Source organism: Lentzea sp. CC55, assembly GCF_021056325.1.
Taxonomy (GTDB): domain Bacteria; phylum Actinomycetota; class Actinomycetes; order Mycobacteriales; family Pseudonocardiaceae; genus Lentzea; species Lentzea jiangxiensis.
The window spans coordinates 121,999-138,341 of record NZ_JAJCXE010000043.1 but is presented as its reverse complement, the minus strand read 5'-3'; the positions used below and the strand labels follow the sequence as shown (position 1 = coordinate 138,341).

The window sequence follows — 16,343 nt, the reverse complement described above, 5'->3', positions numbered from 1 at the left end:
TAACCAGAGATGACGATGAACGTCATCACACATGTCTCAGGAGCGTTCGAGCACCGCACGCGCCGCGTTGTGGCCGCCGATGCCGCTCACGCCACCGCCGCGCCGGGAACCCGCACCGCAGAGGAACACGTTGTCGACGTCGGTCTCCACGCCCCACTTGCCGATCTCGTCGTCGTTCTCGGCGAACGGCCAGTCGAGCTCCCCGTGGAAGATGTTGCCGCCCGGCAGGCCCAGCTCGGCCTCCAGGTCCAGCGGCGTGCGGGCCTCGATGCACGGCTTGCCCCGGGCGTCGACCGCCAGGCAGTCCTGGACCGGCTCGACGAGGTGGGCGTTGAGCTGCTCCAGGTAGCGCCCGACCAGCTCGTCGCGCAGCTCGTCGTTGCGGCCCTCGAAGAGCGAGGCGGGCAGGTGCAGCCCGAACAGCGTCAGCGTCTCGTGGCCCGCCAGGGACGGCCCGAGGATGGACGGGTCGGTCAGCGAGTGGCAGTACATCTCACCGGGCAGCACCGACGGCACCCGGCCGGCGGCGCTCTCCCGGTACGCGGTCTCCAGCTGGTCGTAGGACTCGTCGAGGTGGAACGTGCCGGCGAACGCCAGCCGCGCGTCCACGCCGGACTTGAGCTCCGGCAGCCTGCGCAGCAGCATGTTGATCTTCAACTGGCAGCCTGGTTCGTCGTGGACCTCGTTGCCCCGCAACCGTCCCAGCACCGACGGGGCCACGTTGGACAGCACGAACCGGGCCTCCACCGCCGTGTCGCCGTACGTGACGGACGCCGTCTTCCCGTCCGACTCGACCGACGTCACCTCGGCACCGGTGACGATCCGCGCACCGGCCTCGCGCGCGACCCGTTCGAGCTCGGCGGTGACGGCGCCCATGCCGCCGACCGGGACCTTCCACTCGCCGGTGCCGTTGCCGATCACGTGGTAGAGGAAGCACTTGTTGGCGCGCAACGACTCCAGCGACGAGTGCGTGCCGATCAACGCGTCCGTGGCGACGACCCCGCGCACCAGGTCGTTCTCGAAGAGCTCCTGCAAGGTCGCGCCGATCGGGCGTTCGAAGACCTGCTCCCACACCCGTCCGCCCGCCACGGCGTCGACGTGTGCGCGCAGGTGTTCCCGTGACACCAGCGGCTGGAGGAGGGTCGGCGCCAACACCCCCGCCATCAGCTCCAGGCCGGCGTACCAGCGCTGCCACCGCTCCCAGTCGCCGAGCGAGCCGCACACGGCCTGGAACGAGGCCTTCGTCGCCTCCCCCGGCGAGCGCTCGACCAGCAGCCCGGACGCGCCGTCCGGCGTGTAGGACGAGGCCGCGCGCGACCGGAGCGCGAGGTTCAGCCCCAGGTCCGCCACGATCCGGTCCGGCAGCAGCGACACCAGGTAGGAAAAGCGCGAGAGCCGCGCGTCGACGCCCTCCCACGGCGACGCGCTCACCGCCGCGCCGCCGGCGTGCGGCAGCTTCTCCAGCACCCTGACCGACTTGCCCGCACGGGCGAGGTAGGCGGCCGCCACGAGCCCGTTGTGGCCGCCTCCCACGATCACGACGTCGTCCATGCCCCGAGATCCCTCCCACGTAGCCTGGTCGGTGGGGAACATAGCGGTCCGAAGGAGATGTGCACATGGGCCGAGTGACGGTGCGCCGGGCGGTCGAGCGGGTGTCGCCGAGCGGCCGGCGGCGCAGGGTCGACGCGCTCGCCGCCGAGGAACCTCTGGAGCTGAGGGTCGGCGGCAAGGCGTTGGCCGTCACGATGCGCACGCCCGGCCACGACGTCGAGCTCGCCCACGGCTTCCTGCTCAGCGAGGGCGTGATCGGGTCGTCGCGGGACGTCGCGGTCGCCCGCTACTGCGACGGCACCGGCCCGGACGGCCTGAACACCTACAACGTGCTGGACCTCGCGCTGGCCGAGGGCGTGCCGCCGCCGGACACCGGCGTGGAGCGGAACTTCTACACCACGTCGTCGTGCGGGGTCTGCGGCAAGGGCGCGCTGGACGCCGTGAAGCTCAAGACCCGCTACTCCCCCGCGGCGGACGAGGTGCGCGTCACCCCCGAGGTGCTGACGGGGTTCCCCGACGCGTTGCGGGAACGGCAGAAGGTCTTCGAGAGCACCGGCGGGCTGCACGCGGCCGGGCTGTTCGTGAACGGCGAGCCGCTGGTGGTGCGCGAGGACGTCGGCCGCCACAACGCCGTCGACAAGGTGCTGGGCTGGGCGGTGCTGCAGGACCTCGTACCGGTGCGCGGCGCGGTGCTGATGGTGTCCGGGCGTGCGTCGTTCGAGCTGGTGCAGAAGGCCGCGATGGCCGGGATCCCGGTGCTCGCGGCGGTGTCGGCACCGTCGTCGCTCGCGGTCGAGCTGGCGCAGGAGCAGGGCATGACGCTCATCGGCTTCCTGCGCGGCGACTCGATGAACGTCTACACCGGTGGGGAGCGCGTGCTTGAGACCGCTTGACGGCGTCGTGGTGGTGAGCCTGGAGCAGGCCGTCGCCGTGCCGTACGCGACGCGCCTGCTGGCCGACCTCGGCGCCCGCGTCATCAAGGTCGAACGGCCCGGCACCGGCGACTTCGCCCGCCACTACGACTCGGCGTGCGGCGAGGTGTCGTCGTACTTCGCGTGGACGAACGCCGGCAAGGAGTCGGTGTCCCTCGACCTCTTCCACCCGGACGGCCGCGAGGTGCTGGACCGGCTCGTGGCCCGCGCCGACGTGCTGCTGTGCAACCTGTCACCGCGCGTGTGGGACCGGCTCGCGCTGGAGCTGCCGCCGTCGCTGATCGTCGGCGAGATGTCCGGCTACGGCTGGGACGGCCCGTACGCGGGCCGCAAGGCGTTCGACGCGCTGGTGCAGTCCGAGGCGGGGCTCGTGTCGCTGACCGGCGAGGGCGACGTGGTGGCGCGGGCCGGCATCTCGGTCGCGGACATCGCGGCGGGCGTCCAGCTGCAGGCGGCGGTCCTGGCGGCGTTGCTGCAGCGTTCCCGGACGGGCGCCGGCGTGCGGCTGCGGCTGTCGCTGTTCGAGGCGATGGCCGAGTGGATGCACCAGCCGGTGCTCTACGCCGCCGGAACGGGCGCCGCGGCTCCGCGGTCCGGCGCGCACCATCCGAGCATCGCGCCGTACGGACCGGTGGCGTGCGCGGACGGCACGGTGCACCTCGCCGTGCAGAACGACGGGCAGTGGCAACGGCTGTGCGAGCTGATCGGCCTCGCCCCGCGGGAGAGGTTCGCCACAGTGGCCTCCCGCGCCGAGCACCGCGAGGAGCTCCAGGAACTGCTCGAACAGGCCTTTTCCGGGCTCACCGCGACCGCGTCGCTGGCCGCCCTGGACCGCGCCGACGTGCCGGCCGCGCTGACCCGCCCGATCACCGACCTGCCCTCCCACCCGCAGCTCGACACGTGGGTTGACGTGCGCGTTCCCGGCGGAACGGCACGGATGCTGCCACCGCCGGTAGCCGGGTTCGAGTGGTCACCCGGTGCGGTTCCGGCGCTCGGCGAGCACAATGACGCCGTGCTGAGGTGGCTGGGGTTCTCCGACGAGGAACTGTCCTGGTTGCGCGCGCGTTCCGTCCTCTAGGGGGAAACGGGGAACGGTGCCCGCGCGATGAGGTGAGCATGGGGGAACCGAGGTACAGCCGCCGCACCCTGCTGGCGGCGATCGGCGTGGTCGTCGCCACTGCCGCGGGCGGCGCGACGTACGTGTCGTCGTCCACCACGGAGCAGCAGATCGCCACGGCGGACGGCGTCAGGACCGTTCCTGCCGTGAAGCCGACGGTCCGCTACGAGCGCGTGTACTCGGCGGCCCGCCACCGCGAGGTCACCCTCGCCTTCCACATCCCGACCGGCGCCAACCCCCGCGGCCTGCCGATGTCGATCCTGCTGCACGGCCTGCACGGCGACGCCCGGCACGCCGCCGTCGGCAACCTCCCCGAGGTGCTGACCGCCGCCGTGGCGAAGGGGTCGGTCCCGGCGTTCGGCTTCGTCGCCGTCGACGGCGGCGACAACTACTGGCACGAGAACGTCCCGGGCGACGACCCGATGACCATGCTCCTCGACGAGGTCCCGCGCTGGCTCAAGGAACGCGGCTACGGCGAACCGTTCGCGGTGACGGGCGTGTCGATGGGCGGCTTCGGGTCGTTGCTGTACGCGAGGCGGCGCGCCGAACGGGGCGACCCGGTCGCGGCCGCCGCGGCCATCTCCCCCGGTCTTCTCACCACGTGGCCCGAGATGGCCAAGCGCCGTGCTTTCAAGGACGAAGGCCAGTGGGCCTCGCTCGACCCGCTGCGCCACCCGAGGTCGACCGGCCCGACCGCGCTCGGCGTGTGGATCGGCGACCGCGACAGGTTCATCGAGGGCACCCGCCGGTTCATCCGCGAGGTGCGGCCCGAGGTGGGCACGGTGAAGCCCGGCGGTCACGACGACGGGCTGTACCGCAAGGTGACGCCCGACGTCGTGCAGTTCCTCGCCAAGTACGCCAAGCGCGCCGTCTAGACCCGGCTCGCCGCACGACCGAAGTGCAGCCACTTCACCCGGTCCAGCTCGTCACTCCCGCACAGGACGACCACCGAGTGGTAGCCGCCGTGCGCCTCGACCGCGATGAGGGCGTCCTCGCGCAACCCGGTGAACTCGCGCTCGGTTTCGTCGACCAGTCCTTTGAAGGTGTCGTCGCGGCGCTCGTACCTCAGCTTCACCCGCCCGTCGCCGCCGTCGGTGACGTGGAGGTCGACCCCCGCGGACCGGTAGACCCCGACCACCCGGTCCGCCGCGACCGGCACGGGGCTCGCGGGCGGCTTCGGGAGCGGGCGCAGGCTGACGCCCGCGTGCTCTTCCAGCACCCGTCCGAACACCTCTCTCGCCAGCGGCAGGGAGTCGCCGCCGTTGGTGAGGACGGCGACGGCGAGACCGGCGCTCGGCACGACCCTCAGGTGGGCCTGGAAGCCCCTGGTGGTCCCGTTGTGACCGAGTCCGGTGACGCCGCCGTCGTAGTCGTGCAGCGCCCAGCCGAGGCCCTGCCGGCCGCCCTGGCCGAAGTCCGGCGGCACGACCTGGGTCTCGCGCATCGCGTCGAACTCGGTCGTGCCGAGGTGCATCCGCACGAACTCGAGAAGGTCCCGCCCGCTCATCGCGAGCACCGAACCCGCCGGGGTGTCCCCCTCGGCCATCGGCTTCTCGACGGGCTCCAGCACCTCGCCGAGGTGCCCGGACGCGCACCTCCGGTGGGCGTACTCGGCGTGGCTGACGGCGGCGGTCCGCAGACCGAGCCGATCGATGAGCCGTTCGCGGAGAACGGTGGTGAAACGCCCGCCGCGCAGCACCTCCACGATCCGGCCGAGCACCACGAACCCGCTGTTGCAGTACGTGTAGAGCTCACCGGGCCGCACCCGCTGCTCGGTGTCCGCCATCCGCTCGAGGTACCTCGCGAGCATGTCGGGGCCGTTGCCGGTGTCGTGGAAGAGATCGCCGTCGAAGCCCGCGGTGTGCGTGAGGAGGTGCCGCGGCGTGATGACCCGTGCGGCCTGCTCGTCGGCGAGCCGGAACTCCGGCAGCACGTCGCGCACCGGCCGGTCGAGGTCCAGCAGGCCCTCGTTCACCAGCTCCTGGACGAGGGTGGCCGTCCAGACCTTGGTGATCGACCCGATCTGGAAGATCGAGTCCGTCGTCACCTCCTCGCCGGTGACGTTGTTCAGCACACCGGCCGCCACGTCGGTGATGGCGCCGTCGTGCAGCACGGCGACCTGAGCGCCGACAACGCCGTGTTCGGCGACCAGCGCGTCCAGTTCGATCATCTTTCCCCCAGGAGTTGTCGCTAGCGCGGCGAGAGCGGCACGGTCTTCGACCGCACCCACTTGAGCACCGCGGGCCACTCCCCGTAGCCCGCGTCGATGTTGACGTGCGCCGCCCCCGGCAGGACGTCGACCTCGATCCGCAGGGCCTCGCCGAGCTGCTTGGCGGCCTCCATCGAGCAGTGCGGGTCGCCCTCGCCCGCGACGAGGCGGGTGTCGGTGGCGGCGCGGCGCAGGTTCGCGGGGTCGAGCGGGGCCGGCAGGAACGACCTGATGGCGGGCTCGGGGTGGTCGAGGGCAGGCGGGGCCACGAGCAGCACGCGGTCGACGTGGACGATGTTCTCGCGGGCCGCGTGGTGCAGCCAGAGGTGGCAGCCGAGCGAGTGCGCCACGACGACGCGTTCGCGGTCGGTGGGCAGCGCTTCGAGGTGGGTGTCGAGCTCGCGCAGCCACGTGTCGCGGTCGGGCGCGTCCGGGTCGCTGAAGTGCGGCAGGTCGGCGAGACCGCCGTGCTCGGACACGGTCTGGGCGAGCCAGCGCTGCCAGTGGCCGGGGCCGGAACCGGTGTAGCCGTGGAGCAGGAGCACGTGGGGCAGCGACATGGCTCCACCCTAGTGGCGTGACGCGAGGAGCCGCCGGTCCCCGAACGCCGAAAGGGGCGCCGGTGAGATCACCGGCGCCCCTTGTCGAGCGTGGAACCTAAGCCGACTTCTCCCGCCGTTCGCGGCGCGACGGCTGCCGGGCGACGATCGTCGGGTTCACGTTCTCCTTCACCGTCTGCTCGGTGATGACGACCTTGGCGACGTCCGTGCGGCTCGGGATGTCGTACATCACCGGGAGCAGGACCTCCTCCATGATCGCGCGCAGGCCTCGGGCACCGGTACCGCGCAGGATCGCCTGGTCGGCGACCGCTTCGAGCGCGGTCTTGGTGAACTCGAGCTCGACGCCGTCCATCTCGAAGAGCTTCTGGTACTGCTTCACCAGGGCGTTCTTCGGCTCGGTGAGGATCATCACCAGCGACGGCTTGTCGAGGTTCGTGACGGAGGCGACCATCGGCAGACGCCCGATGAACTCGGGGATCAGGCCGAACTTGATCAGGTCCTCCGGCATGGAGTCGGCGAAGTAGTCCGCCGCGTCCACCTCGGCCTTGGAACGGACCTCGGCGCCGAAGCCCAGGCCTCGCTTGCCGACCCGGTCCTGGATGATCTTCTCGAGACCCGCGAACGCACCGGCCACGATGAACAGCACGTTCGTCGTGTCGATCTGGATGAACTCCTGGTGCGGGTGCTTGCGGCCGCCCTGCGGGGGCACCGATGCGGTGGTGCCTTCCAGGATCTTCAGCAGCGCCTGCTGCACGCCCTCGCCGGAGACGTCGCGCGTGATCGACGGGTTTTCACTCTTCCGAGCGATCTTGTCGACCTCGTCGATGTAGATGATGCCCGTCTCGGCGCGCTTGACGTCGTAGTCGGCGGCCTGGATGAGCTTCAGGAGGATGTTCTCGACGTCCTCACCGACGTACCCGGCCTCCGTCAGCGCCGTCGCGTCGGCGATGGCGAACGGCACGTTCAGCATCTTCGCGAGCGTCTGCGCGAGGTAGGTCTTGCCGCAGCCCGTCGGGCCGAGCATGAGGATGTTCGACTTCGCCAGCTCGACGCCGTCGTCACGACCCTCGCGCCCGCGGTCGCCCGCCTGGATGCGCTTGTAGTGGTTGTAGACAGCGACCGAGAGGGTCCGCTTCGCCTCGGACTGGCCGATGACGTACTGGTCGAGGAACTCGTGGATCTCGGCGGGCTTCGGCAGCTCGTCGAGCTTCACGTCGCCGGCTTCGGCCAGCTCCTCCTCGATGATCTCGTTGCAGAGATCGATGCACTCATCGCAGATGTAGACGCCGGGGCCGGCGATGAGTTTCTTCACCTGCTTCTGGCTCTTTCCGCAGAAAGAGCACTTCAGCAAGTCGCCGCCGTCACCGATACGCGCCATGACCGCTGACCTATGTCCCCTCCGGCGCACACCTGCTGTAGTGCGCCTGCTGACTTGCTGTGGCAGTCCCACTGGCTGTGGGTGCTGAGCCCGTTGCACTGACGGTACCTGGCCCACCCCGTTTCAGGGGAGGACCAGCGTCCCCCCGACGCGCCGATCAGGCCAGACACCTGGTCTTCCCGGGCGTGTCGGTACGCGTTCTCCCGAGGGCCGGGCCTTCCCAGCCCTCGGGAACACGCGTGTCAGGACTTGGCGGAAAGCTTGCGGTAGGGCAGCACCGAGTCGACGATGCCGTACTCCTTGGCCTCCTCGGCCGTGAGGATGCGGTCGCGCTCGATGCTCTCGCGAACCTCCTCCGCCGTCCGGTTCGTGTGCCGCGCGAGGGTGGTCTCCATCAGGCGGCGCACGCGCTGGATCTCGTTCGACTGGATCTCCAGGTCGGACACCTGACCGTACGCGCCCTCCATGGAGGGCTGGTGGATCAGGATTCGCGCGTTCGGCAGCGCGTGGCGCTTGCCGGGGGTGCCGGCGGCCAGCAGCACCGCGGCGGCCGAGGCGGCCTGGCCGAGGCAGTACGTCTGGATGTCCGGGCGGACGAACTGCATGGTGTCGTAGATGGCCATCAGCGAGGTGAACGAGCCACCCGGCGAGTTGATGTACATCAGGATGTCGCGGTCCGGGTCCTCGGACTCGAGGACCAGCAGCTGCGCCATGACGTCGTTGGCCGAAGCGTCGTCAACCTGCACGCCGAGGAAGATGATGCGCTCCTCGAACAGCTTGTTGTACGGGTTCGACTCCTTCATGCCGTAGCTGGTGCGCTCGACGAACGACGGCAGCACGTACCGCGACTGAGGCATGTGGAACTGGCTCACTTGAGGTCTCCTAGCTGACGTCAGTTGTTCGAGTCGCCGACGGGCTGGGCCCGGGTGACGACCTTGTCGACGAAGCCGTACTCGAGCGCTTCCTGCGCCGTGAACCAGCGGTCGCGGTCGGAGTCACGGGTGATGGTCTCCACCGACTGCCCGGTGTGCTCGGCGATGAGCTCGGCCATCTCGCGCTTGGTGCGCGTCAGCATGTCCGCCTGGATCGCGATGTCCGCGGCCGTACCGCCGACACCGGCCGACGGCTGGTGCATCAGGATGCGGGCGTGCGGGAGCGCGTGGCGCTTGCCGGGCGCGCCCGCGGAGAGCAGGAACTGCCCCATCGAGGCCGCGAGGCCCATCGCGTACGTGGCCACGTCCGGCTGGATGAGCTGCATCGTGTCGTAGATGGCCATGCCCGCCGTGACGGAGCCACCCGGCGAGTTGATGTAGAGCGTGATGTCCTTCTCGGGGTCCTCAGCGGCGAGAAGCAGCAGCTGAGCGGTGATCTGGTTGGCGATGCCCTCTTCGACCTGCGATCCCAGGACGATGATCCGCTCGCGGAGCAGCCGCTCGTACACCGAGTCGTTGAGGTTCATCCCGGCGGTGGCCGACCGCATCTCGGGGGTCGGGAAGGAGTGCTGCGTCACGTCTGCCTGCCTAACTCCAGGTGGAACGAATCTGGAAGCGAAAAACTCTCTGCGATCGACCTTAACGAAGGCGGGCGGCGTCAGATGCCCGACACCGCCCGCGTTCGCTATGAGCTGTATTTCCGGAGCTCGCCCGCTCGCGGGGAAAGGGCGAGCGACTCGGTCGCTACTCCTGGCCGTCCTCATCGGACTTGGTCTCGCCGAAGAGCTCGTCGAGGTCCAGCTTGGCGCCGCTCGTGTCGGACACCTCGGCCTGGCGCACGACGCTCGCGAGCGCCTTGCCCCGGCGGACGTCGGCGAAGATCGCGCCGAGCTGGCCGGACTGCTGCGCGCGCTTGACGTACTCGTCCGGGCTGATGCCGAAGCGCTGGGCCTGGTAGATGATCCGCTCGGTCAGCTCGCCGTCGGACACCGTGACCTGCTCGGCGTCGGCGATCGAGTCGAGCACCAGCTGCGTCTTGACGGCCTGCTCGGCGGCCTTGCGCAGCTCGGTGTCGAACTCCTCCTCCGTCTGACCCTGCTCGGTCAGCCACGCGGCGAACTTCTCGTCGTCGTGGTCGAAGGCGTGCACGGCGTCGTGCTTGCGCGCGTCGACCTCGCCCTGGACGATGCCCTCGGGCAGGGGGACCTCGGTGGTCTCCAGCAGCGCCTCGAGGACCTTGTCGCGCGCCTGCACGCCCTGCTGCATCTTCTTGACGCGGCCCAGGCGGGTCTGCAGGTCGGCCTTGAGCTCGTCGAGCGTGTCGAACTCGCTGGCGAGCTGCGCGAACTCGTCGTCGAGCTCGGGGAGCTGGCGCTCCTTGACGGTGCTCAGCACGACGGTGACCTCGGCCTCGCGGCCCTCGTGCTCACCGGCGACGAGCGTGGTGGTGAAGGTCTTGGTCTCGCCCTCGGAGGCGCCGACGAGCGCCTCGTCGATGCCCTCGACGAGCTGGCCGGAGCCGACCTCGTAGGACAGGCCGCTGGTGCGGGCCTCCTCGACCTCTTCGCCGTCGACGGTCGCGGACAGGTCGACGATCACGAAGTCGCCGGTCTGCACCGGGCGGGAGACGCCGGTCAGCGTGCCGAAGCGGGCGCGGAGCTCGTCGAGCTGGGTGGTCACGTCCTCGTCGGTGACCTCCTGCTCGTCGACGGTCACGGCGAGCTCGCCGAACGCGGGCACGGTGATCTCGGGGCGGACGTCGACCTCGGCGGTGAACTCGAGCGTCTGGCCGTCCTCGATCTTGGTGACCTCGAAGTCCGGGCGACCGAGCGTGCGCACCTCACCGGCGTTGACCGCCTCCAGGTACTTGGCCGGGATGGCCTCCTGGATGACCTCGTCCAGCACCGGAGCGCGGCCGATGCGGTTCTCCAGGACCTTGGCGGGGGCCTTGCCCGGGCGGAAACCGGGGATGCGGACCTGCTTCGCGAGCTTCCGGTACGCCTGGTCGAAGTTCGACTTGAGCTCGTCGAACGGCACCTCGACGTTGATCCGGACCCTCGTCGGGCTCAGGTGCTCGACGGTGCTCTTCAACGTGGACTCCTCGATACGAACAAGAACGTGCAAGACAGCCGGTACCGCCACTCGGGACGCCCGGATTCCCAGCGAGTCTAGGCGAGACCCGCGCTGTGACCGCCGCCACCCCGCTCCAGCGACGTGACAGCGCTCCCGAGGTCTCGTTGCGCACGGCGCACGAACGCTCCAGCGCGCGTGGCGGGAGAGCTCCACAAGAGCCGGGCGGTGGTTCCCGCGGACGGGTTCGCACCGCCAGGAACCACCGTCCGCCGGCGCGCGTCCAAGCGATCTCCCGCTGGTCCGCAGCCGCCGTGCCCTCCGCCCCTTTTGTTCGCCTCGCGAAAGTCTTCACAGAAAGAAGTCAGCCCGCTACAACCCGTAAAAACGGTCACCACAATTTCACTCGTTCGGCGGAAACAGCCTTTCCGGGGCAGATCGAGATGACTCCATAAGCACCAATCACGCAGCCTCGGCGGACAGGTAGCGTTACTGCGCCCGCACCATCCGTAACAGGACCACGGGAACAAACGAGAAAAAGTCGTCGCACCGTTTTAGCCCGAGGATCCGCCTGATGGAGACACGCCAGCTTCTCGCGTTCACGACCGTGGTTCAGACAGGGAGCTTCACCAAGGCCGCTGCCACGCTCAACTGCTCGCAGCCGACCATCACCACCCGCATCAAGGCACTGGAGGAAGGCCTCGGCGTCGTGCTTTTCCGGCGCCTCCCCAGAGGTATCCAGATGACGTCCGCGGGTGTCGAACTGCTCCCGTTCGCGCGTAACATCATCAACCTCACCGAAAAGGCTCGAAAAGCCATAACGATGAACGGCGAGCCGCACGGCAAACTCGTCATCGGTTCCGCACAGAGCCTGACCGACTACCGTCTGCTACCGCTCATCGAATACATGTGCTGGCGCTACCCGTCAGTTCAACTCTCGCTGCACTCGCGCAACGCCCTGAACAACCTGAACTCGGTGCGCGACGGCCAACTCGACTGCGCCTTCTTCATCGGGGCGATAGAACCGCGCGAGGGCCTCGAGACAACGGTCCTGTGCCCCGAACCCCTCGTGATGGTCGCGGGCCCGAACCACGCGCTGACCCAGCGCCAGAGCCTCACCGAGGACGACCTGACGAGCAACACCCTGATCCGCGCGGAGAACGGCGCCTCCTACCACGAGCTCTTCGAACACTCCCTCGGTTACGACGACACCCGCGCCCCGGTCCTGGAACTCGACTCGGTGGACGCCGCCAAACGAGCGGTCGCCTCGGGCCTCGGCATCGCCCTCATGCCGGAGGTCACCGTGTCCTCGGAGCTCGCCGACGGCAGGTTGGTCCGCTTGCCCTGGTCGCCGGCCTTCCGCGTCTACACGCAGTTCGGCTGGCGCCAGGACAACTCGACGAACCCGGCGGTGACGGCACTGGTGTCGGCGGCGGCGCAGGTGGTGAGCGACCAGGTCGCCTCGCTGACCTGACCACCGCACCCGCACCGTCGCGACGGCGAGGCCGAGCCGCCCTGAACGCGGGGTTCGGTGGGGTGGTCCCGTCACCCCACCCGAACCGCACCGCCTACGCGACGGGCGCGCGCCCGGTGCTCCCCCGGACCACCAGCTCGGGCAGCACGTCCTCCTCGTCGGTGGGCGACGCACCCCCGATCACCGAGACCAGCGCCCTGGCCGCCCGGGCCCCGAACGCGAACGTGTCCCGGGACAGCGCGGTCAGCCCCAGTTGCTGGCACAGGACCGAGTCGTCCCAAGCCACCACCGACAGCTCGGACGGCACGGCGACCCCCAGGGCGGCAGCCGCGGAGGCCCCGGCCACAGCCATGACGTCGTTGTCGTACACGATCGCGGTGGGCGGAGACCCCAACGCCAGCAACGACCGCGTGGCGGAAGCCCCGGCCTCAGCCGTGTAGTCGCCGGCCACCACCAGACCGTCCTCACAGGAGGCGGCGAACGCGGCATCCCGCCGAACGGTGTGCAACAACGAGGGCAACCCCGTCACGCGGGCGATCCGCCGGTGCCCCAACGTCTTCAGGTGCTCCACCGCGGAGGTCATCGCCGCGTAGTCGTCGGCCCACACCGAAGCGAGCTCCCCGTGGTGCCCGGCGCCGCCCACCACGACGGCCGGCAGCCCGAGCGACGACATCAGCTCGACCCGCGGATCCGACACCAGCAGGTCGACGAGGAACACCCCGTCGACCCGGTGCTCGGCCCACCAGCGCCGGTACAGCGAGATCTCGTCCTCCCGCGACGACACCACCTGCAGCAGCAGCGCCGACGACATCTCGGACTGCATCCCGGCGATCAGCTGGAAGAAGAACGCCTCGTCCCCCAGCGCGCGGGGCGGCCGCACCAGCACCAGCCCCACGGCGTCGGCGGAGGCCGAGGACAGCGCCCTGGCCGTCACGGACGGCCGGTACCCCAGCGACGAGGCCACCTCCAGCACGCGGGCGCGGGTCGCCTCCGAGACGCCGGCGCGGCCGTTCAGCGCCAGCGAGACAGCACCCTTGGACACCCCGGCCCCCGCCGCGATGTCCTTGATCGTCGGTCTCTTCACCACGCGCTCACCGCACCGCACCTGTCCGGAACAAGACAACAAGACGGTCGGAGGCTAGCCGGAGATAAACCGGTTTAGCTAGGGTCCGCGAGCAAGGAGGTGGGTGTCAATGAAGAGGCGCACGTTCCTCGCGGGCCTGGCGGCGGTGCCCGTGGCGGGCTGTGGACTGTCCGGCACGTCCAGCACGGGCTCGTCGGCGACGGGACAGGTCACGGGCGAGATCACGTTCCAGACCTGGTCCCTCAAGCCCAAGTACACCGACTACGTCAACGGTGTCATCGACGCGTTCCAGAAGAAGCACCAGGGCACCGCGGTGAAGTGGGTCGACCAGCCGGCGGACGGGTACCTGGCGAAGGTCATGGCGGACGCGAGCGCGGGCAGCCTGCCCGACGTCGTCAACGTGCCGCCGGACCTCAGCTTCCCGCTGGCCGAGGCCGGGCAGCTGGTCGACCTCGACGAATCACTCGAGGACGCCAAGCCCGACTACCTCGAGAACGCCTGGCAGGCGTTCGAGATCCCCGGCAAGGGCGGCTGCTACGGCTTCCCCTGGTACCTCAACACCGGACCGGTCTTCTACAACAAAGCCCTGTTCCAGCAGGCCGGCCTGGACCCGGCCAAGCCGCCGACGAACTTCAAGGAGCTCGAGGAGCAAGCTCTGAAGCTCGCCGAGAAGAAGATCGCCATGCTCGGCCAGACCCCGAGCATCGCCGACTTCGGGCTCTACGGCGTCAAGCTGTTCGAAAACGACGAGTTCACGTTCAACGAGCCCAAGGGCGTCGAGCTCGTCGAGGTCTACAAGCGGATGTACGACGCGGGCGCGCTGGTCCCCGAGGCGCTCACGCAGAACTACACGGGCGCCGGCACGAAGTTCATGGCGCAGCAGACCGCGCTCAACCCCGGCAGCGCGTACGACCTCGGCAAGTTCAAGACGGACGCGCCGAGCCTCTACGCGAACGTCGGCATCACCAAGCCCATCACGAACACGGGCAGCGCCAACATGTTCCTGCACGGCGTGAGCGTGCCGAAGAGCAGCAAGAACCAGGCCACGGCGCTCGCGTTCGGGCGGTTCCTCACCAACGCCGAGAACCAGGTCGCGTTCGCCAAGCTCGCCTCGATCTTCCCGAGCACGTCCCGGGGCGGCGACGACCCGTACTTCACCACGGAGGACGGCACCGACGAGGCCCGCGTGCGGGTCGCGGCGGCCAAGCAGCTCAAGACGGCGGTGAACTACACGCCGGTGCAGTTCAGCGACCAGATGCGGGAGGCGCTGCTGCAGCAGCTCGCCGACGCCATGCTCGGCAAGAAGTCCGCGAAGCAGGCGTTGGACGACGCCGTGAACGAGTGCAACAGGCTGCTCAAGTGACGCACCGGCCCTACACGCCGTGGCTGTTCCTGGCCCCGGGGCTGGCCATCTGCCTGATGTTCACGATCTTCCCGTTCGTGAACATGGTCGTGCTCGCGTTCACCGACGCGAGCGCGCTGGGCGGCGGCCGGTTCACCGGCGTGGACAACTTCGTGCGGATGGCGGAGGACCCGAAGTTCTGGGTGGCGGCCCGCAACAGCGCGCTCTACATGGTCGGCGTGGTGCCGCCGCTGGTGCTGTTGCCGTTGCTGATCGCGGTGCTCGCGCAGAAGGTCGTGCCGGGCATCGGGATCTTCCGCACGGCGTTCTTCACGCCCGTGATCGCGTCCACGGTCGTGGTCGGGCTCATCTGGACGTGGCTGCTCGACAGCCGCGGCCTGGTGAACAACGTCGTGGAGGCCTTGGGCGGGGCCAGGATCCCGTTCCTGACCGACTCGACGCTGCTGCTGGTCAGCTCGATGGTCGTCACGGTCTGGCGCGGCCTGGGCTACTACATGGTGATCTACCTGGCCGCGCTCGCGAACGTGCCGAAGGACCTGCACGAGGCCGCGATGGTCGACGGCGCGGGGCCGGTCAGGCGGTTCTGGTCGGTCACCGTGCCCGCGCTGCGGCCGACCATGGTGCTGGTCGCGGCGTTGAGCGCGGTCAACGGGTTCCGGGTGTTCTCCGAGATCTACCTGCTGTCCGGCGGCACCGGCGGGCCCGGCGGGGCGAGCACCACGATGGTGCTGCTCATCCAGTCCGTCGGCCGCGGTCTCACCGGTGAGGTCGGGTACGCGTCCGCGCTGAGCCTCGTGCTGTTCGTGGTCCTGCTGGGGCTGCTGCTGGTCACCCTCAAGCTCAACCGCGGGGAGGAGCAGCTGTGAAGCTCGCACTGCGGTACAGCGCACTCCTCGCCGTCCTCGCGATCAGCATCGGACCGTTCCTGTGGCAGTTCGCGACCAGCGTCAAGGGGCCGAACGAGGACGTCTTCGTGCCCGACTTCATCCCGGACGACCCGACCCTCGGCAACTACGCGGCCGTGGCCGACGTGGTGCCGGTCTGGACGTTCGCGCTCAACTCGCTGGGCGTGGCGAGCGTCAACGTCACCACGAACTGCCTCGGCGCGGCGATGGCCGGCTACGCGTTGGCACGGTTGGAGTTCAAGGGACGCAGGTTCGCCGCGGTGATCTTCGCCAGCAGCATCCTGGTGCCGTTCGAGGCGATCCTCATCTCGCTGTTCCTGGTGATGCGCGGGCTCGGCCTCACCGGCACCCTGACCGCGGTCGTGCTGCCCGGCGCGATCGCCGCGCTCAACGTCCTGTTGCTGCGCAACGCCTTCCTCGCACTTCCCGCCGAAGTCGAGGAAGCCGCGATCATCGACGGCGCCAACGCGTGGCAGCGCTTCACCCGCCTCGCGCTGCCGTCGGTGAAGGGCACGCTGGTCGTGGTGGCGCTGTTCTCGTTCATGTTCAGCTGGGACGACTTCCTGTGGCCGCTCGTGGTGCTGAGCGACCAGGAGAAGTACACGCTCACCATCGGCCTGGCGTACCTCCAGGGCACGTTCGTGCAGAACCAGCGGCTGGTGGCGGCGGGCACGATCATCGCCGTCCTCCCGCTGATCCTGTTGTTCCTGTTGCTGCAGAAGCACTTCTTCCGCGGAGTGGGAGAAGGCGCGATCAAGGGATGAACCA

At 69.5% G+C, this 16,343-nt stretch carries 15 protein-coding genes; 7 read left to right on the top strand and 8 right to left on the bottom strand.

The genetic code is table 11. The features are described 5' to 3' along the window. Window positions 1–36: 36 nt before the first annotated feature. Entirely contained in the window at window positions 37–1,551 is a 1,515-nt protein-coding gene (locus L6E10_RS27890; protein WP_236222916.1) for an NAD(P)/FAD-dependent oxidoreductase, read from the bottom strand. A 65-nt stretch (window positions 1,552–1,616) separates the two neighbouring features. Between L6E10_RS27890 and fdhD the strand changes: the two genes are divergently transcribed. From fdhD to L6E10_RS27875, 3 genes are read left to right on the top strand one after another with little or no spacing between them, the layout of a single operon-like run. Continuing rightward, window positions 1,617–2,444, top strand: coding sequence for a formate dehydrogenase accessory sulfurtransferase FdhD (gene fdhD, locus L6E10_RS27885; protein ID WP_236222914.1), 828 nt, complete (start codon window positions 1,617–1,619; stop codon window positions 2,442–2,444). Then, window positions 2,431–3,561, top strand: a complete 1,131-nt coding sequence (locus L6E10_RS27880; RefSeq protein WP_236222912.1) for a CaiB/BaiF CoA-transferase family protein — start codon at window positions 2,431–2,433, stop codon at window positions 3,559–3,561. Before fdhD ends, L6E10_RS27880 begins: the two co-directional genes overlap by 14 nt. 38 nt (window positions 3,562–3,599) lie before the next feature. Beyond that, window positions 3,600–4,475 (top strand): alpha/beta hydrolase family protein, encoded by an 876-nt coding sequence (locus L6E10_RS27875; protein WP_236222910.1) that lies wholly within the window; start codon window positions 3,600–3,602, stop codon window positions 4,473–4,475. On the opposite strand, the gene L6E10_RS27870 is transcribed toward L6E10_RS27875, so the two are convergent. The 6 genes from L6E10_RS27870 to tig all read right to left on the bottom strand — a co-directional run bounded on the left by L6E10_RS27870 (window position 4,472) and on the right by tig (window position 10,770). Next, window positions 4,472–5,770, bottom strand: a complete 1,299-nt coding sequence (locus L6E10_RS27870) for a serine hydrolase (RefSeq protein ID WP_236222908.1) — start codon at window positions 5,768–5,770, stop codon at window positions 4,472–4,474. The two genes, L6E10_RS27875 and L6E10_RS27870, sit on opposite strands and share 4 nt — an antisense overlap. A gap of 20 nt (window positions 5,771–5,790) precedes the next feature. Beyond that, window positions 5,791–6,369: an alpha/beta hydrolase gene (locus L6E10_RS27865; protein WP_236222907.1), complete on the bottom strand. Its 579-nt coding sequence runs from the start codon at window positions 6,367–6,369 to the stop codon at window positions 5,791–5,793. A 97-nt stretch (window positions 6,370–6,466) separates the two neighbouring features. Then, the gene (clpX, locus tag L6E10_RS27860) at window positions 6,467–7,747 is read right to left on the bottom strand and encodes an ATP-dependent Clp protease ATP-binding subunit ClpX (RefSeq protein ID WP_090100149.1); all 1,281 of its coding nucleotides are present in this window, start codon (window positions 7,745–7,747) and stop codon (window positions 6,467–6,469) included. 242 nt (window positions 7,748–7,989) lie between these two features. Then, on the bottom strand, window positions 7,990–8,604 hold the full coding sequence (locus L6E10_RS27855; RefSeq protein WP_236223015.1) for an ATP-dependent Clp protease proteolytic subunit: 615 nt from the start codon (window positions 8,602–8,604) through the stop codon (window positions 7,990–7,992). Between the two features lie 35 nt (window positions 8,605–8,639). Further along, window positions 8,640–9,227 carry an ATP-dependent Clp protease proteolytic subunit gene (locus tag L6E10_RS27850; RefSeq protein ID WP_236223014.1) on the bottom strand — a complete coding sequence of 196 codons (588 nt, stop codon included), beginning with the start codon at window positions 9,225–9,227 and terminating at the stop codon, window positions 8,640–8,642. Window positions 9,228–9,423: 196 nt separating this feature from the next. After that, window positions 9,424–10,770 (bottom strand): trigger factor, encoded by a 1,347-nt coding sequence (tig, locus tag L6E10_RS27845; protein WP_236222905.1) that lies wholly within the window; start codon window positions 10,768–10,770, stop codon window positions 9,424–9,426. Between the two features lie 553 nt (window positions 10,771–11,323). Here tig and L6E10_RS27840 point away from each other — a divergent pair. After that, entirely contained in the window at window positions 11,324–12,223 is a 900-nt protein-coding gene (locus L6E10_RS27840; RefSeq protein WP_236222903.1) for a LysR family transcriptional regulator, read from the top strand. A 94-nt stretch (window positions 12,224–12,317) separates the two neighbouring features. Here the strand turns inward: L6E10_RS27840 and L6E10_RS27835 are convergent, their stop codons facing one another. Continuing rightward, on the bottom strand, window positions 12,318–13,310 hold the full coding sequence (locus L6E10_RS27835) for a LacI family DNA-binding transcriptional regulator (RefSeq protein ID WP_236222901.1): 993 nt from the start codon (window positions 13,308–13,310) through the stop codon (window positions 12,318–12,320). Between the two features lie 106 nt (window positions 13,311–13,416). Between L6E10_RS27835 and L6E10_RS27830 the strand changes: the two genes are divergently transcribed. Genes L6E10_RS27830 through L6E10_RS27820 form a run of 3 tightly spaced genes read left to right on the top strand, consistent with a single transcriptional unit; the run spans window position 13,417 to window position 16,339 of the window. After that, window positions 13,417–14,670, top strand: a complete 1,254-nt coding sequence (locus L6E10_RS27830; protein WP_236222899.1) for a sugar ABC transporter substrate-binding protein — start codon at window positions 13,417–13,419, stop codon at window positions 14,668–14,670. After that, entirely contained in the window at window positions 14,667–15,536 is an 870-nt protein-coding gene (locus L6E10_RS27825; RefSeq protein WP_236222897.1) for a carbohydrate ABC transporter permease, read from the top strand. Before L6E10_RS27830 ends, L6E10_RS27825 begins: the two co-directional genes overlap by 4 nt. Further along, window positions 15,533–16,339, top strand: coding sequence for a carbohydrate ABC transporter permease (locus L6E10_RS27820; protein ID WP_236222895.1), 807 nt, complete (start codon window positions 15,533–15,535; stop codon window positions 16,337–16,339). Before L6E10_RS27825 ends, L6E10_RS27820 begins: the two co-directional genes overlap by 4 nt. Window positions 16,340–16,343 lie beyond the last annotated feature (4 nt).